The sequence below is a fragment of the Chromatium okenii genome (assembly GCF_016583745.1).
GTDB classification, from domain to species: Bacteria; Pseudomonadota; Gammaproteobacteria; order Chromatiales; family Chromatiaceae; genus Chromatium; species Chromatium okenii.
In genome coordinates this window covers 13,833-34,657 of record NZ_NRRQ01000010.1, presented here as the reverse complement: position 1 = coordinate 34,657, position 20,825 = coordinate 13,833, and the positions used below count along the sequence as shown (strand labels likewise).

18 protein-coding genes are annotated in these 20,825 nt (G+C 52.0%); 5 read left to right on the top strand and 13 right to left on the bottom strand.

What is annotated here, in order from left to right; translation table 11 throughout:
• Positions 1–74: 74 nt before the first annotated feature.
• The gene (locus CKO12_RS05250) at positions 75–1,298 is read right to left on the bottom strand and encodes an EAL domain-containing protein (RefSeq protein ID WP_200153685.1); all 1,224 of its coding nucleotides are present in this window, start codon (positions 1,296–1,298) and stop codon (positions 75–77) included.
• A gap of 78 nt (positions 1,299–1,376) precedes the next feature.
• Here CKO12_RS05250 and modD point away from each other — a divergent pair, with 78 nt between their 5' ends.
• Positions 1,377–2,237, top strand: coding sequence for a ModD protein (modD, locus tag CKO12_RS05245; protein WP_200153684.1), 861 nt, complete (start codon positions 1,377–1,379; stop codon positions 2,235–2,237).
• 160 nt (positions 2,238–2,397) lie between these two features.
• Positions 2,398–3,315, top strand: a complete 918-nt coding sequence (locus tag CKO12_RS05240) for a DUF2202 domain-containing protein (RefSeq protein WP_200153683.1) — start codon at positions 2,398–2,400, stop codon at positions 3,313–3,315.
• Between the two features lie 64 nt (positions 3,316–3,379).
• Here the strand turns inward: CKO12_RS05240 and CKO12_RS05235 are convergent, their stop codons facing one another.
• The 9 genes from CKO12_RS05235 to prmB all read right to left on the bottom strand — a co-directional run bounded on the left by CKO12_RS05235 (position 3,380) and on the right by prmB (position 15,244).
• On the bottom strand, positions 3,380–4,891 hold the full coding sequence (locus tag CKO12_RS05235; RefSeq protein WP_200153682.1) for an O-antigen ligase family protein: 1,512 nt from the start codon (positions 4,889–4,891) through the stop codon (positions 3,380–3,382).
• Positions 4,891–6,345 carry a TRAP transporter large permease gene (locus CKO12_RS05230; protein WP_200153681.1) on the bottom strand — a complete coding sequence of 485 codons (1,455 nt, stop codon included), beginning with the start codon at positions 6,343–6,345 and terminating at the stop codon, positions 4,891–4,893. Before CKO12_RS05230 ends, CKO12_RS05235 begins: the two co-directional genes overlap by 1 nt.
• A 132-nt stretch (positions 6,346–6,477) precedes the next feature.
• Positions 6,478–8,886 (bottom strand): endopeptidase La, encoded by a 2,409-nt coding sequence (lon, locus tag CKO12_RS05225; RefSeq protein WP_200153680.1) that lies wholly within the window; start codon positions 8,884–8,886, stop codon positions 6,478–6,480.
• Positions 8,887–9,054: 168 nt separating this feature from the next.
• On the bottom strand, positions 9,055–10,335 hold the full coding sequence (clpX, locus tag CKO12_RS05220) for an ATP-dependent Clp protease ATP-binding subunit ClpX (RefSeq protein ID WP_200153679.1): 1,281 nt from the start codon (positions 10,333–10,335) through the stop codon (positions 9,055–9,057).
• 80 nt (positions 10,336–10,415) lie between these two features.
• Positions 10,416–11,057 carry an ATP-dependent Clp endopeptidase proteolytic subunit ClpP gene (clpP, locus tag CKO12_RS05215; RefSeq protein ID WP_274599904.1) on the bottom strand — a complete coding sequence of 214 codons (642 nt, stop codon included), beginning with the start codon at positions 11,055–11,057 and terminating at the stop codon, positions 10,416–10,418.
• A gap of 77 nt (positions 11,058–11,134) precedes the next feature.
• A complete protein-coding gene (gene tig / locus CKO12_RS05210; RefSeq protein WP_200153678.1) occupies positions 11,135–12,415 on the bottom strand; it encodes a trigger factor in 1,281 nt (426 codons plus the stop codon).
• A gap of 128 nt (positions 12,416–12,543) precedes the next feature.
• Positions 12,544–13,929, bottom strand: coding sequence for an oxygen-independent coproporphyrinogen III oxidase (hemN, locus tag CKO12_RS05205; protein WP_200153677.1), 1,386 nt, complete (start codon positions 13,927–13,929; stop codon positions 12,544–12,546).
• Positions 13,930–13,994: 65 nt separating this feature from the next.
• A complete protein-coding gene (locus CKO12_RS05200; protein ID WP_200153676.1) occupies positions 13,995–14,324 on the bottom strand; it encodes a general secretion pathway protein GspF in 330 nt (109 codons plus the stop codon).
• On the bottom strand, positions 14,321–15,244 hold the full coding sequence (gene prmB, locus CKO12_RS05195) for a 50S ribosomal protein L3 N(5)-glutamine methyltransferase (protein WP_200153675.1): 924 nt from the start codon (positions 15,242–15,244) through the stop codon (positions 14,321–14,323). The genes CKO12_RS05200 and prmB overlap by 4 nt, the downstream gene beginning before the upstream one ends.
• 192 nt (positions 15,245–15,436) lie before the next feature.
• Here prmB and tsaC point away from each other — a divergent pair, with 192 nt between their 5' ends.
• On the top strand, positions 15,437–16,003 hold the full coding sequence (gene tsaC / locus CKO12_RS05190) for an L-threonylcarbamoyladenylate synthase type 1 TsaC (RefSeq protein ID WP_200153674.1): 567 nt from the start codon (positions 15,437–15,439) through the stop codon (positions 16,001–16,003).
• Positions 16,004–16,085: 82 nt separating this feature from the next.
• Positions 16,086–17,099: a class 1 fructose-bisphosphatase gene (locus CKO12_RS05185; protein WP_200153673.1), complete on the top strand. Its 1,014-nt coding sequence runs from the start codon at positions 16,086–16,088 to the stop codon at positions 17,097–17,099.
• A 60-nt stretch (positions 17,100–17,159) separates the two neighbouring features.
• Here the strand turns inward: CKO12_RS05185 and cobJ are convergent, their stop codons facing one another.
• Genes cobJ through CKO12_RS05170 form a run of 3 tightly spaced genes read right to left on the bottom strand, consistent with a single transcriptional unit; the run spans position 17,160 to position 19,299 of the window.
• On the bottom strand, positions 17,160–17,942 hold the full coding sequence (gene cobJ, locus CKO12_RS05180) for a precorrin-3B C(17)-methyltransferase (RefSeq protein WP_200153672.1): 783 nt from the start codon (positions 17,940–17,942) through the stop codon (positions 17,160–17,162).
• Complete coding sequence (locus CKO12_RS05175; RefSeq protein ID WP_200153671.1) at positions 17,939–18,667, bottom strand: precorrin-2 C(20)-methyltransferase; 729 nt, start codon at positions 18,665–18,667, stop codon at positions 17,939–17,941. Before CKO12_RS05175 ends, cobJ begins: the two co-directional genes overlap by 4 nt.
• 5 nt (positions 18,668–18,672) lie before the next feature.
• Positions 18,673–19,299, bottom strand: a complete 627-nt coding sequence (locus tag CKO12_RS05170; RefSeq protein WP_200153670.1) for a precorrin-8X methylmutase — start codon at positions 19,297–19,299, stop codon at positions 18,673–18,675.
• A gap of 140 nt (positions 19,300–19,439) precedes the next feature.
• On the opposite strand from CKO12_RS05170, the gene cbiE reads away from it, so the two are divergent.
• The gene (gene cbiE / locus CKO12_RS05165; RefSeq protein ID WP_420826829.1) at positions 19,440–20,690 is read left to right on the top strand and encodes a precorrin-6y C5,15-methyltransferase (decarboxylating) subunit CbiE; all 1,251 of its coding nucleotides are present in this window, start codon (positions 19,440–19,442) and stop codon (positions 20,688–20,690) included.
• The last annotated feature ends 135 nt before the right edge of the window (positions 20,691–20,825 follow it).

The window sequence follows — 20,825 nt, the reverse complement described above, 5'->3', positions numbered from 1 at the left end:
GTGTGCAGATCATTTGATCTTCATTTCAATAGACTGACCTGTTGCTTAAAATGCGAACAGGTTTTCAGCAAGAACTATAACGTGTGATGCGACATCGTGTTGAATTCTTCACAGTTTTGTGACCGTTTGCACACTTTCTCGAAGGTGTCGAAATCGCAGGGTATTCCAAATAGATGTCCCTGCGCTAAATCTAACCCGGCGCGAAATAAGAGATCGCGTTGTGCCTCGGTTTCCACGCCTTCCGCAATCAGTTTTAGACCGAGCCGTTGCCCAAAACCAATCACCGCCATCAATACGGTCATCGCTTTCATCGAATCAAACATCTCGGATACAAAACTCAAATCAATCTTCAAAAAGTTGAAGGGTAATTCTGCCAAATTGCGCAGTGAAGCGTAGCCAGTACCAAAATCATCAATCGCTAAAAATGCGCCCATCAATTGCACACGGGCGGCAAAATCGCGCAAGACGTGGCGATCATGGCGCATCCATGTTTCTGTGATTTCAATCTGTACCCGACAATAGCCGTGCAATCCCGTGACCAATAATTGCACCAATTCAATTGCGCTGGGTTGTTCAATCGTGAATTGCGATAAATTCACCGATAAAAAACTGAGTTCAAGCGGGGCTAACTGCTCGCGCTGGGCGATGATTTTTTGAAATAAATCAAGCGTTAGCGTATCAATCAGATTTGCCGTTTCTGCCAAGGGAATGAATTCCCGCGCTTCCAAAATATGGTCATCTGTCAAGTGCAGCCGCGCCAGCACTTCCACGCCACAGGGACGCCCGTCAACCAATGAAATAATCGGTTGATAATACGGTTCCAACGCGCCAGCTCGCAGCCGTTCCGCCAACAGTGCGGCATCTAACGCCGGCGTGGGCGCAGATACGGGCGGGAGCGGGAGCGCGGGCGGCGTGAGTTCAGGGCTGGGCGCGGTCAATTGCGGGTTGAGAAGTGGTTGCAGATCGCTGGTGAGTAACGCTTTCGAGACCAGCCCGCGCACCGTAATCCCGCGAGCTTTGGCGATGCGCTGGGCGGTGTCTAACATGTCGTCGCCGTAACCAGATAAGAAGGCGACCGGCACCTGCGGCGCGGCAGCAGCGAGCCATTCGATCAAATCGAGTCCGTTGTCTTGCCCCAATCCGAGGTCGAGTAACAGCAAATCTGGCGGCGCGACCGTGACTGCTGTTTTGCAGGTTTGGAGCGAGGTGCAAAAGGTGAACGCATGACCATAACGACGCACGATGCGTCGTAAAGTCGATTCCATACGCGGATCATCATCGAGATAAAGGATGTGCATCAAAAGCAACTCCTGAACGTGGCAGAATAAAGTATGTGATTCAGTTTAAGCGTATCGCCGCAGATTTAGGATTTCTCAATGTCGTTTACTTCCCTATCCATATTTAGTGACCATGAATTGCATCAATTGTTGGCTGAAGATGTGCCGTTTGGCGATCTCACCACTGATTCACTTGGCATCACTGCTGTGCCCGCGCAGATGCGCTTTTATGCCCGCGATCCAATGGTGGTTTGCGGCGCAGAAGAAGCGGCGCGGTTATTACAACTGTGCGGCGCGACAGTGCAGTACTGGCTGCCCTCCGGGACGCCCGCGCCGGCGGAAACATTGATGCTGGAGGTGAGCGGTTCCACCGGGGCGCTGCATCGCGGCTGGAAAACCGCGCAGACCTTGCTGGAATGGTGCGGCGGCATGGCGAGCAGCGCGGCCGGAATTGTGGCAGCAGCGCGGCGGGGACATCCGGCAGCGCTGGTGGCCGGCACCCGCAAAAATGTCCCCGGGCAGCGGCGTTTGGCGAGCAAAGCCTTTCGCGCTGGCGGGGCGATCATGCACCGTAACGGCTTGTCGGAAACGCTCTTGATCTTTGCCGAACATCGGCAATTTTTAGCTGGTGAAGCGCCCGCAGCGACCTTGGCACGGCTGCGCCAGCAGTGCCCGGAAAAACGGGTGGTGGTTGAAGTCGCCACTCCGGACGAGGCGCTGCGCTGGGCGGCGGCTGATGTGTTGCAACTGGAGAAATTTTCCGTCGCCGCCGTTGCCGAGACCGTGACGGCGTTGGCGAGCTGCGGATCAGCAGCGGTGGTGGCGGCAGCGGGCGGTATCACGGTACACAACGCGGAGGAATATGCCCGCGCTGGCGCGAAGTTATTGGTGACGACTGCGCCGCATCTGGCTCCACCGCGTGATGTGCAGGTGCGGTTTGCGGTCGCTGCGGCGGTTTGACGGCAACGACAATTTTGTCGAAGCCGCTCGCCAGTTGTCGAAGCAACGGGGGCATAAATACAGTTAAGCATTTGATTGTACAGCAAGAAAAACTTGGCACCGTCTGTGCAATATGGAAAGCGAGACCGAAATTTTTCCTACTTTATTAAAGGATTGTGCCATGACCACTTCTCGCGGATTGACCCTTGCATTGACGGCGCTGTTGACAGCAACCCCAGCATTTGCCGCTGGACAACGCGGCGCACCACCGACGCAACCAGTGGCGGCAGTGCAGCCGGTGACGGTGGCGCTGACTGCGACAGAAACTGCCACACTGTTGTTTATGCGTGAAGAGGAGCGCGTGGCGCGGGATGTCTATTTACAAGCAGCGGAATTGTGGGCTGATGCGCCGCCATTTGCAGGGATTGCGCGTTCAGAACAGCAACACATGGACGCCATCGCGCAGTTAATGACGCGCTATGCGCTGACAGAACCGTCGGATCCGACCGTCAACGGCGTCTTTGCAGATGCGACTTTACAACAGTTGTACGATAGCCTCATGTTGAAGGTTGAGGTCTCGCTGGTGGAGGCGCTGAAGGTTGGCGCGTTGATTGAAGAGGTCGATATTGACGATTTAGAAAAGGCGCTGGCAGCGACTGAAAATGCTGATTTAATCAGAACTTATGAGAATTTGTTGCGCGGATCACGCAATCATCTGCGGGCATTTGTGGCAGAAATTGAACGGCAAGGCGGCGATGCTTACTTGGCGCAACATCTGACGCAGGAAGCGGTGGACGCGATTGTCTCCGAACCGATGGAGCGCGGTGGTCCTGGAATGGGTGGCGCAGGAACGGGTGCGGGTGGTGCAGAAAAAGGTGGCGCTGGTGCGGGCGGTCGCGGCGCAGGTGGTGGTCGTCAGAGCCAAGTTGATGTGCCCTCGTCGTCACGGTTGGCAGCGGTAATGCTGGCGCGGGGCGGCAAAGGCGGTGGCCAAGGTGGCGGCACGGGTACCGGTACCGGAACAGGAACGGGCACTCGCGGCGGCACCGGAACCGGCACGGGCACCCGCAGCGGTACGGGCGGCGCACAACACGTTTAATTGATGCAATAAAAAACGCCGTCAGTCATTGCGACTGGCGGCGTTTTTTTATTGCCTGCTCGTATTAAGAAGTTGCTTGCATTGTCATCTTTAATAACTGATTGACGGCGACACTTAATCCAAAAATGATCCAAAAAATGGGTGCGACGGAAACGACGCTATCATAAAACACTGCCGCAATGAGATAAGCAACCCAACTTGCATATAATCCCAGCGATAGTGGATACAAATCGGTATTGTGTGGCGCAGTCGTTAGCAATAAAAACGTGCGTTTCGCATGGGTAAACAACAACACAAATAACGCCAACGTCGCCCCGCCCCCCAGATTTAACCACGTCTGCAAATAGCTATTGTGCGGCTTATCAATAAAGGCTTCTGGTTGATTAAAGAAGCGTTTATATTCATCTTGATTCGGAAAATATAGCGCAAAGGTATCGGGCCCGCGTCCAATTAACAGCGTGTCATCCATTTGTTCGAGTGAACGCAACCAAATATACATCCGTCCAGAACCTAACGTGCCATAGTGACGGATGAGCGTTTCTAAAAAAGTCTCGTGAAAAGATATGCTAGTTTGATTCAATTGTGGATTGTGCGCAGTAAATACTTGATGGTGATTGAGGTTCCAAGCCAACCAGAAAACGCCCATCACCACGAATACCAGCGCGAATTGTTTAATCTGTCGCCAATAGCGCCGAATGGCGGGTTGAAATACAATCATCAGAACTAACAACGCTGCGCTTAAAATGGCAACCCAACCGCCACGCGCATGAGTTCCCGCCAATACAATTAACAATAGCCCGGTTAATAGCGCAAAGCTAAAACGACTTCGTTTTGTGGGTGCGCACAATATGGCGGTGGTCGTGATTGGTAATGCTAACGCCATCATGTGCGCAACGTTATTGGGATTGTACAGCGTTGCATACACCCAATGCGGCGGGAAATGAAACTCTAAATATGCGGCGAGCGATTCATAGCGTTGCGGAATAATCAATAAGCGTCCGCTCTCAGTTTGAAATGGATCAAACCCAATAAATTGCGATACGCCAATCCCCGCCATGATTGCCAGCGCAATTGCCCACACCTGCACCACTAACCACACTTGGCGCACCGTTGTAATCAATACGGCACTGGCAAGCAACAATATCAAATAAGATAATAATACCCACATGCCTTCATAGCGTTCAAAAAATCCATGCAAGGCAATACTAGAATGCGCAGATAACAGGGCGCTACAGATCAGCAATAACGCATAACTCAATAGCGGAATAACGTAGGGAATTGGTTGAGGCGGTAGTTGTTTTCGCACATACAGGAACAAGATATTTAATAGTAGCACTGCCGCACAAACAATAATAAGCTGCGCTTTGTAATACGAAAAGAAATCAAAGACTTGCTCAGTAATCCAAAAGGGTTGATATGCTGTTGGAATAGGAGTGATATGAAGCAATACCAGCAGCGGCACAATACCAACCGTTATTAACAGCGGTAACAATTGCCAATGATTGCGCCACAGGTGAAGAACTAATGCGCGGTGCGACCGCTCATTGTGGCGTGATTGCGGTATGTGATGACGCATCACTGACCTGCATCAGGAGCTGCTGTTTCGTTGAATAACTCACTGAAATCATCGTTATTTAACAGCGACGACGGCGTTGCTTCTGGTACCGTGATGTTAGTCGGGGTGGTGATGATTGCGTTGGTGTCTAAATTCCAATTGACCAACTGTGGAAAGCTAATAATCAATCCTACCATCAACACTTGCACCAATAAAAAAGGCACCGCTCCCCAATAAATATCAGCAGTGCGAATTTGTGGTGGTGCCACTGAGCGCAGATAAAATAACGCAAATCCAAATGGCGGGTGCATAAAGCTGGTTTGCATATTGACGCCAATTAACACGCCAAACCACACTAAATCAATGCCCAATTTAGCAGCGACCGGTGCTAACAACGGCAATACAATGAACGCAATTTCAAAGAAATCGAGAAAGAATGCCAACAAAAAAATAAGCAGATTAACGATAATTAAAAATCCAATCACGCCACCGGGCAAACCCACTAACAATTGCTCAACCCATAAATCGCCGTTAATACCGCGAAACGTTAAACTAAACACGCTAGAACCAATTAAAATAAACACCACAAAACTGGTGATTTTTGCTGTAGTTGTCATCGCTTGTATTAGCAAGGCTTGCGAAAAACGGCGTTTACTCAATGCTAATAATAATGCGCCGACCGCTCCCATTGCGCCCCCTTCAGTGGGAGTTGCCCAGCCAATAAAAATTGTGCCGAGCACTAAAAAAATCAGCGCCAACGGCGGTAATAATGCCACCATAGCGCGAGCGAATAACGCTCGTCCGTGTATAGTACGCGCTGCAAGTGGTAATGGCGGGGCGTATTCCGGTCGCCATTGCGTAATGAAAAATACCAATAATAGATAAAGCGCCGTTAAAAGCAGTCCCGGTAATAAAGCACCGCGATACATTTCTCCAACTGAACGCCCTAATACGTCCGCCATGACAATTAATACCAGCGATGGCGGAATGATTTGCGCGAGGGTGCCGCTGGCTGCGATTACGCCGGCAGCGAGGGGGCGGTGGTAGCCATAGCGCAGCATAATTGGCAATGAAATCAATCCCATCGCAATCACAGAGGCGGCAACAACGCCGGTGGTGGCCGCCAATAATGCGCCCACCAAGATCACTGCATACGCCAAACCACCGCGAATACCGCCAAAAATTTGCCCGACAGTGTCGAGTAATTCTTCAGCCATGCCGCTGCGTTCAAGGATTAAACCCATGAAGGTAAAAAATGGAATTGCTAACAGAATTTCATTGCGCATGATGCCGAATACGCGATCTGGCAATGCTTGTAATAATGAGGGAGTCAACAAACCGAGTTCAATGCCAATAAACCCGAATAGCATTCCAACTGCGGCGAGTGAAAAAGCGACGGGATAACCGATCAATAAAATCAGTACCAATGCCGCAAACATGAGTGGTGCGAGATGAGCGATTAACCACGTTTCCATCTGATTCAATCTCGTTGGTCAATATGCAGACATGAACCGCAGAAGTCACGCAGTTGGAAGTCAAACCGTTGCTTTATTGATTGAACATTTAATTAAAGCAACGATTACCAATAACCGCGTGCGGTGAATACGCTAGACATCTTCCGCAATGATCCCTGATGATTTTGGCGCATTCAGCTCTTCAGTACTGAGTGCTACTGGAGGTGTTGTCAAAGCCAATTTCAATACTTCATCAATCCAGCGCACCGGATAAATCTTCAAATGCTGTTTGATGTTTTTGGGAATCTCAGTTAAATCGCGTTCATTCTCACGCGGAATAATCACAGTTTCAATTCCACCACGATGCGCCGCCAATAGCTTTTCTTTCAAGCCCCCAATCGGTAAAACTTCACCGCGCAAAGTGATTTCACCGGTCATTGCGACACTGGAACGCACTGGAATTTTTGTCAGCGCCGATACCAACGCGGTACACATCGCCACCCCAGCACTAGGGCCATCTTTTGGCGTCGCGCCTTCTGGAACGTGAATATGTACATCGAAATTGCTATGAAAATCAGGAGGAACGCCCAAACTTTCTGCGCGTGCTCGCACCACCGTCATTGCCGCTTGAATAGATTCCTGCATTACCTCGCCGAGTTGACCGGTATAAGTAAACTTACCTTTACCCGGAATAAGCGCCGATTCAATCCGCAATAATTCGCCACCCACTTCTGTCCACGCTAATCCAGTCACCTGACCAACTTGATCGTGTTCATCCGCACGCCCATAACGAAACCGTTGTACGCCAAGGTATTTTTCCAATGCTTTCGCATTAACAACCGTCGGAGTATCACGTTTTTTCAATAGCACCTCTTTCACAACCTTGCGGCAAATTTTAGAAATCTCACGTTCTAAATTGCGCACGCCAGCTTCACGGGTGTAATGACGAATAATATCACGCAGAGCGCCTTCTCGAATCACTAATTCATCATCTTTCAAACCATTATTTTTAGTTTGTTTTGGAATCAAATAGCGTTCAGCAATCGCAACCTTTTCGTCTTCGGTATAACCAGACAGCCGGATGACTTCCATACGATCTAATAGCGCCGGCGGGATGTTCAATGTATTCGCAGTGGCAACAAACATCACTTCGGAGAGATCAAAGTCAACTTCTAAATAATGATCGACGAAGGTGTGATTTTGTTCTGGATCAAGCACTTCCAATAGCGCCGACGCCGGATCACCGCGAAAATCCATTGCCATCTTGTCAATTTCATCAAGCAAGAAAAAGGCATTGCGTGAACCGGCTTTGGAAAGGTTCTGAATAATTTTGCCGGGCAAAGCGCCAATATAGGTGCGGCGATGACCACGAATTTCTGCTTCATCGCGCACTCCACCCAACGACATCCGCACGAATTTGCGATTCGTTGCCCGCGCAATAGATTGTCCCAATGAAGTTTTCCCGACTCCCGGCGGCCCAACTAAACAAAGAATCGGTCCCTTGAGTTTCCGTACGCGCTGCTGTACTGCGAGATATTCCAAAATGCGCTCTTTGACGCGCTCCAATCCATAATGATCTTTATCTAAAACGGTCTCAGCAACTTGGAGATCATTGTGAATACGGGTGCGCTTTTTCCAAGGCACTCCTACCAGCGTATCAATATAATTGCGTACCACCGTCGCTTCCGCAGACATAGGCGACATCAATTTGAGTTTATTTAACTCATTCTGCGCCTTCGTTTTCACTTCTGCTGGCATTCCAGCGGCCTGAATCCGCTTGGCAAGGTCTTCAATTTCATTGGGAGCATCTTCTAATTCACCCAATTCTTTTTGAATCGCCTTCATTTGCTCATTCAAATAATACTCGCGCTGGTTCTTCTCCATTTGGCGCTTGACGCGCCCGCGAATGCGCTTCTCCATTTGCAGGATGTCACTTTCCGCTTCCATCAATCCCATTAAATGTTCAAGCCGCGCTTGCACTTCAATAATTTCCAATACCCGCTGCTTTTCATCCAATTTGAGTGACATGTGGGCAGCAATGGTATCGGCTAATCGTCCGGCATCGTCGATATTTGCTAAAGAAGTGAGTACCTCTGGCGGCACTTTTTTATTGAGTTTGACGTATTGATCAAAAAGATTCATCGCTGAACGCATCAGCACTTCTTGCTCGCGTTCATCGCTATTGGAAATTTCATCCAATGGTGTCACTAAGGCGGAAAAGCTGTTGTCTGTAGTAATAAAGCGTTGAATTGCTGCCCGTTGATGACCTTCTACCAAAACCTTTACCGTGCCATCTGGCAATTTTAATAATTGCAAGATATTCGCCAAGGTGCCGATGTCATATAAATCCTTGACGCCAGGTTCATCAATATCAGCACTTTTTTGCGCAACTAAAAGAATTTGTTTATCAGTCGTCATTGCGCCATCAAGCGCATGAATTGACTTTTGCCGCCCCACAAATAAGGGAATGACCATGTGGGGATAGACCACGACATCGCGCAATGGCAATACGGGAACATCTTGGGCGGTAGGAGTAACAGTAACGGGAGTATGTAGCGCCATGAAAACTCAAATCTCGCTTAAACGACGATGCGTCACGATGGCGCTGCGAGTGGCGCAATGACTACCGCCGTATTCGGTGGGTGAATTAAAAAAGGTGGGAAAAGCTGTGAACACAAGTGAAAAGATACGGGGCAGCGTTTGAATTCATCTGCCCCGTGTGGCGGTGAATTACTCCCCGCCCGCTGCGACCTGTTTATCCATAGTGAGGCCGTCGTAAATTAAAAACGGCTTGTTATCGCCAGCAATGACTGAGGCATCAATCACTACTTTGCTCACATGATCCATTGAGGGCAAATCATACATGGTATCGAGCAATACTTGCTCCATAATGGTACGCAAACCGCGTGCGCCAGTTTTGCGTTCCATTGCCTTTCGTGCAATACCACCGAGCGCATCTTCGCGCAATTCCATTTGCACACCTTCCATTTCAAACAAGCGGGCGTATTGCTTCACCAGCGCGTGTTTTGGCTCCGTTAAAATGCGCACCAATGCCGCTTCATCTAATTCCTCCAACGTCGCCATGACCGGCAAACGTCCCACAAATTCAGGAATTAAACCATAGCGAATTAAATCCTCCGGCTCTACCGCATTCAATAACTCAGTAATCTGGCGGCTGTCATCTTTGCTATGCACTTCTGCCGAAAACCCAATACCCGTTTTGCGCGAACGGTTCTGAATAACTTTGTCGAGACCAGCAAATGCACCGCCGACAATGAATAGAATGTTGGAGGTATCCACTTGGAGAAATTCTTGCTGCGGATGCTTGCGCCCACCTTGTGGCGGTACGGAAGCAATGGTGCCCTCAATCAGTTTTAATAGCGCCTGTTGCACACCTTCGCCAGAGACATCGCGGGTAATCGATGGGTTATCTGATTTGCGAGAGATTTTATCAATCTCATCAATGTAGACGATGCCCGTTTGGGCTTTTTCTACATCATAATCGCATTTCTGCAATAACTTTTGAATGATGTTTTCAACATCCTCACCGACATAACCTGCTTCTGTTAAGGTCGTTGCATCCGCAATGGTAAATGGCACATTGAGCAACCGTGCCAAGGTCTCCGCCAATAGCGTTTTACCCGAGCCAGTAGGACCAATTAACATGATATTGCTTTTCGCAATTTCAATGTCTTCTTTCGCTTCAGCAACTTCCAAACGCTTGTAATGATTGTATACCGCAACCGAAAGCACTTTTTTCGCTTTCTCTTGCCCAATCACGAATTCATCCAACCGCGCTTTAATCTCGCGGGGTTTCGGTAAATGACTGGTGTTTTCTGTCACACTGTCCTGCATTTCCTCACGGATAATGTCATTACAGAGTTCAACGCACTCATCGCAAATAAACACTGAAGGGCCGGCAATTAACTTGCGCACTTCGTGTTGACTTTTACCGCAAAACGAACAGTACAACAGTTTACCGTCGTCGCCTCTATGATTATTTCCACTCATCGATGAAGGGTCTCCCGTGAGTCGTTAAAGGACGCAATATCAGCAGTCCCGGTCGATGCTAAAGTGAAACGCTCGGCGCATTACGTTTTACCCGGCGCGGGGCCGCGTTCACTAATGACTTGATCAATTAAACCATACGTTTGCGCGGCGTCACCATTCATAAAGCGGTCACGTTCGGTATCTTCAGCAATTTTTTCAATTGGCTGTCCCGTATGTTCCGACAGAATACGATTTAACGTATCACGAATCGTGAGGATTTCGCGGGCATGAATATCAATATCAGTTGCTTGCCCTTGAAAACCACCCAAAGGTTGATGAATCATCATCCGTGAATGGGGCAAACAATAGCGTTTTCCTTTTGCGCCACCCGCTAACAGCAACGCCCCCATACTGGCAGCTTGTCCAATGCACATCGTACTGACATCGGGGCGCACAAAACGCATGGTGTCATAGATGGCCATTCCCGCCGTTACTGAACCGCCGGGCGAATTGATATACAAATGAATATCTTTATCCGGGTTTTCAGATTCTAAAAACAGCAATTGCGCGACGACTAAATTTGACATGTGATCTTCAACGGGTCCAACTAAAAAGATCACCCGTTCTTTCAATAGCCGCGAATAAATGTCAAATGAACGTTCACCGCGAGCCGTTTGCTCAACAACGATGGGCACCAGCATTCCCTGTGGCTGCCAGTCAATGCGGCTCTGAGGAGTGGTCATCATGGAAATATCACCTGTCTCATTAAAGAGAAAATTCTGTGCCTATCCAATACCGATACACACAGAATGATTAACAATCAGCGACTTGCAGCAGTTAAGTCGGCAAAACAAATTGCCTCATCTTCAACCTGAGCCTGTTCAAGCACCAATGCCACAATAGCATCTTCTAATAGGACTGATTCAACTGTCCGCAAATACTTGCGATCACCATAATAATGATCAATCACTGCTTGTGGGTGTTCATAGGTCGATGCAATCTGCTCAACCTTTTCTCGAATCTGTGCAGGACTGATTTTGAGTTCGTATTGCGTCACAAACTTGCTAAAAATCAATCCCAACGCGACGCGCCGCTGCGCTTCGTCTTCAAATAAACTCGTGGGAAATTTCACGGCAAAACCGAGGTCTTTCGACAACTTTTCGCGGATTTCTTCGATTTCCTCATTCACCAGTGCGCGAGGGAGCGCAATTGGATTCGCGTCAAATAATAACGTCATCACGGCAGTTTTCAATCGACTGGCAAGCCGCTGCGTTAATTCCCGTTCCATATTGGTACGCACATCAGCACGGAAGCGTTCAATATCACCATCATCAATACCAAAAGCAGCGACGAATTCAGCATCAATTTCAGGAGTAAATAGTTCTTCAATTGCCTTGACAGTCACTGTATAGGTCACAGCGCGTCCAGCAATTTCAACGTCATCATCGTCGGAATAATTCAAATCAAGTTGACGTTGTTCACCGACGCTGGCACCAATCAAACCATCATCAAATCCAGCCATGATGGTATTCGCACCCAACTCAAGTTTAAAGTCGGTTTCCGTTTCATCTTTCTCTTCATTACTAACGCGGCTAATGAAATCAATCGTCAGCCGATCACCCATTTGGCAAGGACGCTCAACTGCATTCCAAGTGCCGCGCTGTTTGCGCAATTGCGCCAGCATCGTTTCTAAATCAGCATCAGTGAGTTCACAGACCGGACGCTTGAGCGTTTTATCAGCAAGTGATACCAATTCAAATTCCGGCATGATTTCTAAAGTTGCCGTATAGCCAATACGCTCGGCAGCGAAATCAATGTCTGGTTCAATACTTGGTAAACCGGCTGGAATCAGTGCTTCTTGTTTTAATGCTTCCCCATAACTGGATTGCACTAAATCACCAAACGCATCCATGCGCGCCCGCTCTAAAAACCGCTTTCGCAGCAGTTTCATCGGTACCCGCCCAGCGCGGAAACCGGGCAGCGTTGCTGTACGCGCAAGCTGTTGTAATTGCTTGTCAACCTCGGCTGTGAGCTGCGCAAATGGCAGTTCAACTTTCAGCCGTCGTTCCAGTCCTTCACCTACTTCCACCGACACTTGCATTCATCTTCTCCCGTCAATACCAAACGATATTTTGGCTGACGCTTCATGACATTGGTTAGCGCAAATATCGCTATTCGCGCCATCAGAAAGTTGTTGAGTATAGCTTGCGGGCACCAATTGCTCTACAGTTAAATCACTTTGGAAAAACCAATTGGGCCGGTTTTATTCTCTAAATAGGCATCAAATGCCATGCAGATATTGCGCACCAATAAGCGCCCTCGCGCCAAAATGCGAATATGCGTGGGCGTGATTTCGACTAAACCATCGTCCGCCATACCCTGCAATTTCTTTAGCGCCGTTGCAAAATAATCAGCAAATTCAATTCCCCAAGTGACTTCAGCAGTGCGCATATCCAATTGGAAATGACAAATCAGTTTGGTAATCATATCGCGGCGAATCAAATCATCACGATTCAATTCAATCCCACGAAAGACTGCCAAGCGCCCAGCATCAATGTCGGCATAGTATTCGTCGAGTTCGCGGCGATTTTGCCCATAGGTATTGTCTACCTTGCCAATAGATGTGACGCCAATTCCTAGCAAATCACAATCCGCATGAGTGGAATAGCCTTGGAAATTGCGATAGAGCGTTCCGGCTTGTTGCGCTAACGCTAATTCATCATCCGGGCGGGCAAAATGATCCATGCCAATATACACATAACCAACTTCGGTTAAACGTGCAATGGTCGCTTGCAAAATATCTAACTTCACTTCTGGCGCGGGTAAATCCGCGTCATTGATGCGGCGCTGCGGTTTGAAGCGTTCGGGTAAATGCGCGTAATTGAAAATCGACAAGCGTTGCGGATTGACTTCAATAATGCGCTCTAATGTCTGGCTAAAGCTGGCTACCGTTTGGAAGGGCAAGCCGTAAATCAAATCAATGCTGGTGGAGCGAAATCCTTCGGCAATTGCTGCTTCTAAAACCGCCATCGTTTCGGCTTCAGTTTGAATGCGATTGACCGCAGTTTGCACTTTAAGATCAAAATCTTGCACGCCCAAACTCATGCGGTTAAAACCGAGTTGGCGCAGCAATTTAATCGTGGCGGCGTTGGCTTCTCGCGGATCAATTTCAATCGAAAATTCGCCAACCGTATCATCTGCCAAGGTGAAATGACGGCGCGTGACGTCCATCAATTCGGTCATCTGCGCATGACTGAGAAAAGTGGGGGTGCCGCCGCCCCAATGCAATTGCTCTACGCGCCGCGAGCGATCAAAAAGTGCCGCTTGCATCTCCAGTTCTTTATACACGCGCTCTAAATAAGGCGGCGCTAAAGAGCGATCCTTGGTGGCAATTTTATTGCAAGCGCAATAAAAGCACACGGTGTCACAAAAAGGAATATGAAAATACAATGATAACGGGCGTCCGCTGTCATTACTACGCAAACAGGCTGCTTGATAAGCGGCAGCATCAAAGGCTTCAGAGAATTCAACTGCGGTTGGATATGAGGTGTAGCGCGGCCCGCTTTGGTCATAGCGCCGAATTAATTCAAGATCAAAGGAAACGCCTTGTTCCACTATTTTTCTCCCGCCAACGGTTGCGCAATTATGCTGCCGTTCGGCATTGCTCGTAAAAATTGAATTTAAGCTGAATCCCCGCTGCCAGCAATATCAAGCCCCAATTGATGGGTGGCGTTGATTTGGTTGAGCAGGGTATGAAAAGGGATGGCGTCGGCATATTGCGCGGCAAGTTCAATAAAGGGTAAATCATCGCGCCCGAAGCAATAACGCCCTTCTTGCATCGCCGTGTACAGTGCTTTAATACCGGCGTCGAGGGGATCAAGAAATACGGGGAATTGCGCTAACTCCTCGCTGTCGTATTCTAAACAAGCGCGTAAGTCGTCTATTTCAAACACTGCTTGTTTTACCCATTCAATGTATTCTTCAACGCTGCGCGCCCGTTGCAGGCTCATTGCTTTAACGCCTCATCAATGTGCATCTGCTGTTCTAATAACTGTTGCTGCGTTAATAAAAATACACCTTCGCCGCCGCGCTCAAATTCAAGCCAAGTAAAGGGCACGGTGGGTAAACGTATTTCTAAAGTGGGGGCGGCATTGCCAACTTCGACAATTAAAATACCACCGTCAGTTAAATAGTTGGCGGCGGTGGCGAGAATACGCAAGACCACGTCTAAACCATCTTCACCGCCCAACAATCCCAGCGCCGGTTCATTGCGATATTCGGCCGGCAAGGTGTCCATTTCCGCCCGCGAGACATACGGCGGATTGGAAACGATCACGTCGTAGTGGCGGCCGCTGAGTGCTGCAAAGAGGTCGGATTCCACCGTTTGCACGCGGTCGGCAAGGTCGTGGCGAACAATGTTGCGGTGCGCAACTTCCAACGCTGTGGGTGAAATGTCAACCAAATCAACGTCAACTTCTGGCAAATACACCGCCGCTGCAATGCCGATGCAGCCGCTGCCGGTACATAAATCGAGAACGTGGGTGATATTTTCGCTGTCGATCCAAGGATCAAATCCCGCTTCAACCAGCTCGGCAATCGGTGAACGCGGCACCAGCACCTGCGCATTGACGGCAAATTCCAAGCCGGCAAACCATGCCCGTCCAGATAAATAAGACGCGGGAATGCGCTCAACGATGCGGCGCTCAATCAGATCGCACACTGCTACCCGTTCGGCGGGCGTGAGGCGGCAGTCACGAAATCCGCTCGGCAAGCCGGGTTCCAAATGCAAGGCACTGAGCACTAAATGCACCGCCTCATCAATGGCGTTATCGGTGCCGTGCCCAAAAAATAATCCGGCAGCGTTGAAGCGGCTTGCACCCCAGCGCACAAAATCTTGAATGGTGATTAACCCGTCCGGCTGTTCTGCCATAGTGAAAAGGTGGTCGCTTGGTCCTGGGCCGTCAAAGAAAATCGCGGGTTGACCGCGACAAAGAACGTGTAAGCATACCACCGCCCGGCGGATGTTTTCAGCCCAAACGGTGTTAAAACGCCATTTTTTCCGCATTAACGCGGGTACAGCGCCCATTTTTCCGCGCCAACGCGCTCATTTTGAGCAGTGACCATGTCTTATTACTCTTCACATCGCTTGCGTCTTGCCATCCGCACCCTGCGTCAGGGCGGCGTCATCGCCTATCCCACCGAAGCCGTCTACGGCTTGGGCTGCGATCCTTGGAATGCTGCCGCAGTGCAACGGCTGCTGGCGCTCAAAAATCGCTCGGTGCGCAAAGGATTGATCGTGATTGCGGCCGAGATCGCGCAATTAACGCCTTTCCTGCGCCAGCTCGCGGACGCACAAGATGCCGAGATGCTCGCCAGTTGGCCCGGACCGCACACTTGGTTACTGCCGGTGCGAGCGACGACGCCGCGCTGGTTGACCGGCGACTTTGAGACGCTGGCGGTGCGCGTGACCGCTCATCCGCTGGCAGCCGCACTCTGTCGTCACTACGGCGGCGCGATTGTCTCCACCAGCGCCAATCGCGCCCAGCGCCGTCCCGCCCGCACCGCGCTGCAATTACGGCGGGCGCTGGGTCAACAACCGGATTACTGTTTGATTGGTCAGTGCGGCTCCTCGCGCCAGCCGTCCACCATCCGCGACGGGCGCAGCGGGCAGCTCGTGCGCGGCGCGTGAGTGACGGATTCACTGCGCCAACGGCTATACTGCGTCACACCAAATAACCGTTTTCAGACGTGCTTAATAAGACGAGGAACACATGCACAACGGAACCAGCATCACCCAGTTCATTATCGAAGAACAGCGCCACATGACCGGCGCGACCGGCGATTTCACCTCCTTGCTCAATGACGTGGTCACGGCGTGTAAAGTCATCAGCAATCTGGTGAATCACGGCGCACTCGTCGGCGTGCTCGGCAGCGCGGGCAGCGAAAATGTGCAGGGCGAAACCCAGAAAAAAATGGACATCTTGTCCAATGACGTGTTTCTGAAATCGAACGAATGGGCAGGACATCTCGCGGCGATGGCGTCAGAAGAAATGGATGATATTTATCCAATTCCTGAGAAATACCCACGCGGCAAGTATTTATTGACCTTTGATCCGCTCGACGGCTCCTCCAACATGGATGTCAACGTCTCCGTCGGCACCATTTTCTCGATTCTGCGCTGCCCGGGCGGTGGTCAAGCGCCGACCGAGCGCGATTTCCTCCAAGCGGGCACCCAGCAAGTTGCCGCCGGTTATGCGCTCTATGGCCCGTCCACGATGATGGTTTTAACCACCGGCAACGGTGTCAACGGCTTCACGCTTGACCAGAACATCGGCGAATTCATCCTCACCCATCCCAACATGACGATCCCCGCTGACACCCGCGAATTCGCCATCAACGCCTCCAACATGCGCTTTTGGGAGCCGCCAGTGCAGCGGTATGTGCAGGAATGTTTGGATGGCACAGACGGCGCTCGCGGCAGTGATTTCAATATGCGCTGGATCGCGTCGATGGTCGCAGAGGTGCATCGCATCCTCACTCGCGGCGGGATTTTCATGTATCCCGTTGATTCTAAAATGAAAGAGAAGGGCGCGACAGGCAAACTGCGGCTGCTGTACGAAGCCAACCCGATGTCATTCATCGTCGAACAAGCCGGCGGCAGTTCCATCACCGGCACGCAGCGGATTTTGGATTTGCAACCGGAATCGCTGCATCAGCGCGTCCCGGTCATTCTCGGCTCGAAAAACGAAGTTGAGCGCGTGTTGAGTTATCACACTCAGGATTAACCGGCGCTGCTGGCGCTCGAAAAAAAGCCCCAAGCTGAACCGTTCAGCTTGGGGCTTTTTTCATTCCGCTGGATACCAGCGCGGCGTGTACACCCAAGTCGCGCCATCCCAGCGCGGAAATTGGCGCGTTTGTGATGAGCCGATAATCACGATGGTGCGCATATCCACCTGTTCCGGCTCGATTTCCGCCAACGTCGTCACCGTCACCCGCTCGGCAGTGCGCCCCACGTCATGCCCCAAAATCACCGGCGTGGTCGGCGCTCGCTGCTGGCGCAGCACCTCCAGCGCCTGCGCCAACTGCCAAGGTCGCGCTTTCGAGCTGGGGTTATACAGCGCAATCACGAAATCAGCCTGCGCTGCCAGTTCCAACCGCCGCACAATCAACGCCCAAGGTTTGAGATTATCCGACAGCGAGATCACGCAGAAATCGTGACCGAGCGGCGCACCGACTCGCGCTGCCGTCGCATGAGCTGCCGAAATCCCCGGCTCAATCGTTAATTCCACCTCATGCCACGTCGGATCAGCGGCTTGCTCCAACGCCTCCAGCACGGCGGCTGCCATCGCAAACACGCCCGGATCACCGGAAGACACCACCACCACGCGCCGTCCCTGCGCTGCGAGTTCCAGCGCCAGCCGCGCCCGCTCCAACTCGCAGCGATTGTCGGAATCCAACAGCCGCTGCTCGGGACGAAACGGCCCGGCGAGCGTGACGTAGGTCGTATAGCCGACGATGTCCTGCGCCAGCTCCAGCGCCAGCTTCACCGCCGGCGTCATCCAATCAGTCGCACCCGGGCCGAGACCAATCACCGTCAACTGTCCCACTTGCGGCGCGGCACTGCTCATGGCTGCCACCGTTCGCCGGGAATCAAAATCATCGAAAAATACGGCACCTGCTCAGGATCAACTTCCGCCAGCGGCACCGTCCGCTCGCCACTCATCGTCGCCCGCTCCACATAACGCGCCCGATCTTCCAAACCGAGCTTGACAATCACGCGCCGGACTTTCTCGAAATTGCTGCCCAATTTCATAATCGCCGCCGCTTCCACCTCCACCAGCCGCTCCGTCAAAGTCGGTTCTGGCAAGGTGCCAGCGAGCACTTGCAGCCGTTGATCGCGGTACACCAGCGGAGTGCGCAACACTGCCGCGCTGGCGACCACTGAACACACGCCCGGCACGACTTCGGTGGCAAATCGTGCGCCCAGCCGGTCATATAAGTACATGAATGAACCGTAAAAAAACGGATCGCCCTCGCACAGCACCGCCACATCCTGTCCAGCATCGAGATGGGCTGCGACTTGCGCTGCGGCGTCGTCATAAAACGCCTGCATCACGCCCTCGTAATCAAACGGCGGTGGCGGTTTTTTGCCCGTCACCGGATACAGCAGCGGCAAACGGAGCTGCGCGGGACTGAGATGGGCTTCGACGCTCGCCAGCGCGTTGCCGGTTTTGCCGACGCCGACGTAATACGCCACCACCGGCGCTGCCCGCAGATACCGCAGCGCCTTCACCGTGATGAGTTCGGGATCGCCCGGACCGACGCCTAAACCGTATAAACATCCTGTGGTCATGGCGCTCAAGCGTGTTCCCGTCCCAGCGCATTCACCGCTGCTGCTGCCATCGCGCTGCCGCCGCGCCGACCGCGCACGGTGAGAAAAGGAATGCCGCGTGAATCCGCCGCTAATGCCGCTTTGGATTCCGCTGCGCCGACAAATCCCACCGGTAAACCGAGAATCAGCGCCGGACGCGGTGCGCCTGCGTCGAGCAGTTCGAGTAAGCGAAACAGCGCCGTCGGCGCGTTGCCAATCACGACCACTGCGCCAGCGAGATGTTGTTGCCATAATTCCAACGCGGCAGCACTGCGGGTGGTGCCGAGTTGTTTTGCCAGCTCCGGCACGCTCGGATCGCTCAAGGTACAAATCACGGCGTTATTGGCGGGCAGCCGTGAGCGGGTGATGCCTTCTGCGACCATCTGGCTATCACATAAAATCGCCGCTCCAGCCGCTAATGCCGTGCGTCCGACGGCGCCAGCGTCGGGAGAAAATTGCAGATCGTCCACGATGTCGGGCATTCCGCAGGAGTGAACAATCCGCACGGCGAGCGGTTCGACATCAGCGGGTAAATGGTCAAGGCGGGTTTCAGCACGAATGATGGCGAAAGAGTGGCGATAAATGTCGTGCGCATCGCGGTTGTAATCGATCATGGACGGGTCTCAATCAAGTGAAGGCAGCCAAGGATGAGGACAATGGCTGAGATTTGAATCAATGCGAGCCAGCGGCGCTGGATACCGTTGAAAGTATACGGTAGAAAACTATCGGAATTAACGCACCCAGATTGAGCCAGATAACGATGAATTCCTCCGCAATTGATACTCCAGCGTGGTTGACGGTCGTCGGCATGGGCGCTGACGGCTGGCGCGGCTTGACTGATGACGCTCGCCACGCGCTGACGACAGCGGCGCTCATTTTCGGCGGCGAGCGGCATTTGACGCTGCTGGCAGAGCACTTGCCAGCCCGTCCCGGACAACAGCGCCGCGCTTGGCTGTGCCCGTTTCAATTGGCAGTTGAGAAGCTGTTGACGTATCGCGGGCAGCCAGTGTGCGTGTTGGCGAGCGGCGATCCGCTGTGGTTTGGCGTCGCCGGCACGTTGCTGAATCATCTGCCGCTGCACGAGCTGCGCATTGTGCCTGCGCCTTCCGCACTGACGCTGGCCGCAGCGCGAATGGGTTGGGCACTGCAAACGGTGACGGTGATTGCGGCGCACGGGCGACCGCTGACGAAGGTCAATCTCCATCTCGCTGCCGGAGCGCGGCTGCTGGTGTTGGCAGCCGATGCGCAGACTGCCGCGCAGCTCGCCGCGCAGGTGACGGAGCGCGAGTTTGGCGCGAGTCGGCTAACGGTGTTGGAAGAATTGGGCGGGAGTGCCGAGTGCCGTGTGGACGGAATCGCCGCGACTTGGGCGCAGCCGCCGGGTGCGGCGTTAAACGTGATCGCGCTGGACTGCGTGGCGGATGCGACGGCGCTGCGCTTATCCCGTCGCGCCGGGCTGCCGGATGCGGCTTTTCAACACGACGGGCAATTGACCAAACGCGATGTTCGCGCCGTGACGCTGGCGCGATTGGCACCGCAGCCGGGGCAATTGCTGTGGGATGTTGGCGCTGGCTGCGGGTCGATTGGCATTGAATGGCTGCGAGCTGCCGACAATTGCCGCGCCATTGCGATTGAAGCCGACGCAGCGCGGCTGGCGCTAATTGCGGCGAATGCGCAGGCGCTTGGCGTGCCGGAATTGCAGATCGTCGCTGGACGCGCACCAGAAGCGTTAATTGATTTAACTGCGCCTGATGCGATTTTTATTGGCGGCGGATTAACAACGGCGGGCGTTTTTGATTCCTGTTGGGCGGCATTAAAAGTGGGCGGATGTTTGATTGCAAATGCAGTAACATTACAAACGGAAGCGGAATTGGTACGCTTGCATGGCGAATACGGCGGCGAATTAACGCGCTTGTCAATTGCTCACGCTGCGCCGTTGGGAAAATTCACCGGCTGGCGCTCGGCAATGCCAATTACGCTGTATGAAGTTTGGAAATCGGCGTGATTATTTTTTTAATTACTGCTAACATTGCGCCATGCTGCATGAGTCGTTGACCGCCGTAATGATTCGGTATTTTCAATATCTCACAGTTCTAGTTTTTTAATCGCTGGTCGGGAGTGTGGCAAATGCAATACCGAT

Coding starts and splice junctions, on each gene's coding strand:
- CKO12_RS05250 (WP_200153685.1), bottom strand. CDS start 1,298: ATGCACATCCTTTATCTCGATGATGATCCGCGTATGGAATCGACTTTA.
- modD (WP_200153684.1), top strand. CDS start 1,377: ATGTCGTTTACTTCCCTATCCATATTTAGTGACCATGAATTGCATCAA.
- CKO12_RS05240 (WP_200153683.1), top strand. CDS start 2,398: ATGACCACTTCTCGCGGATTGACCCTTGCATTGACGGCGCTGTTGACA.
- CKO12_RS05235 (WP_200153682.1), bottom strand. CDS start 4,891: ATGCGTCATCACATACCGCAATCACGCCACAATGAGCGGTCGCACCGC.
- CKO12_RS05230 (WP_200153681.1), bottom strand. CDS start 6,345: ATGGAAACGTGGTTAATCGCTCATCTCGCACCACTCATGTTTGCGGCA.
- lon (WP_200153680.1), bottom strand. CDS start 8,886: ATGGCGCTACATACTCCCGTTACTGTTACTCCTACCGCCCAAGATGTT.
- clpX (WP_200153679.1), bottom strand. CDS start 10,335: ATGAGTGGAAATAATCATAGAGGCGACGACGGTAAACTGTTGTACTGT.
- clpP (WP_274599904.1), bottom strand. CDS start 11,057: ATGACCACTCCTCAGAGCCGCATTGACTGGCAGCCACAGGGAATGCTG.
- tig (WP_200153678.1), bottom strand. CDS start 12,415: ATGCAAGTGTCGGTGGAAGTAGGTGAAGGACTGGAACGACGGCTGAAA.
- CKO12_RS05200 (WP_200153676.1), bottom strand. CDS start 14,324: ATGAGCCTGCAACGGGCGCGCAGCGTTGAAGAATACATTGAATGGGTA.
- prmB (WP_200153675.1), bottom strand. CDS start 15,244: ATGGCAGAACAGCCGGACGGGTTAATCACCATTCAAGATTTTGTGCGC.
- tsaC (WP_200153674.1), top strand. CDS start 15,437: ATGTCTTATTACTCTTCACATCGCTTGCGTCTTGCCATCCGCACCCTG.
- CKO12_RS05185 (WP_200153673.1), top strand. CDS start 16,086: ATGCACAACGGAACCAGCATCACCCAGTTCATTATCGAAGAACAGCGC.
- cobJ (WP_200153672.1), bottom strand. CDS start 17,942: ATGAGCAGTGCCGCGCCGCAAGTGGGACAGTTGACGGTGATTGGTCTC.
- CKO12_RS05175 (WP_200153671.1), bottom strand. CDS start 18,667: ATGACCACAGGATGTTTATACGGTTTAGGCGTCGGTCCGGGCGATCCC.
- CKO12_RS05170 (WP_200153670.1), bottom strand. CDS start 19,299: ATGATCGATTACAACCGCGATGCGCACGACATTTATCGCCACTCTTTC.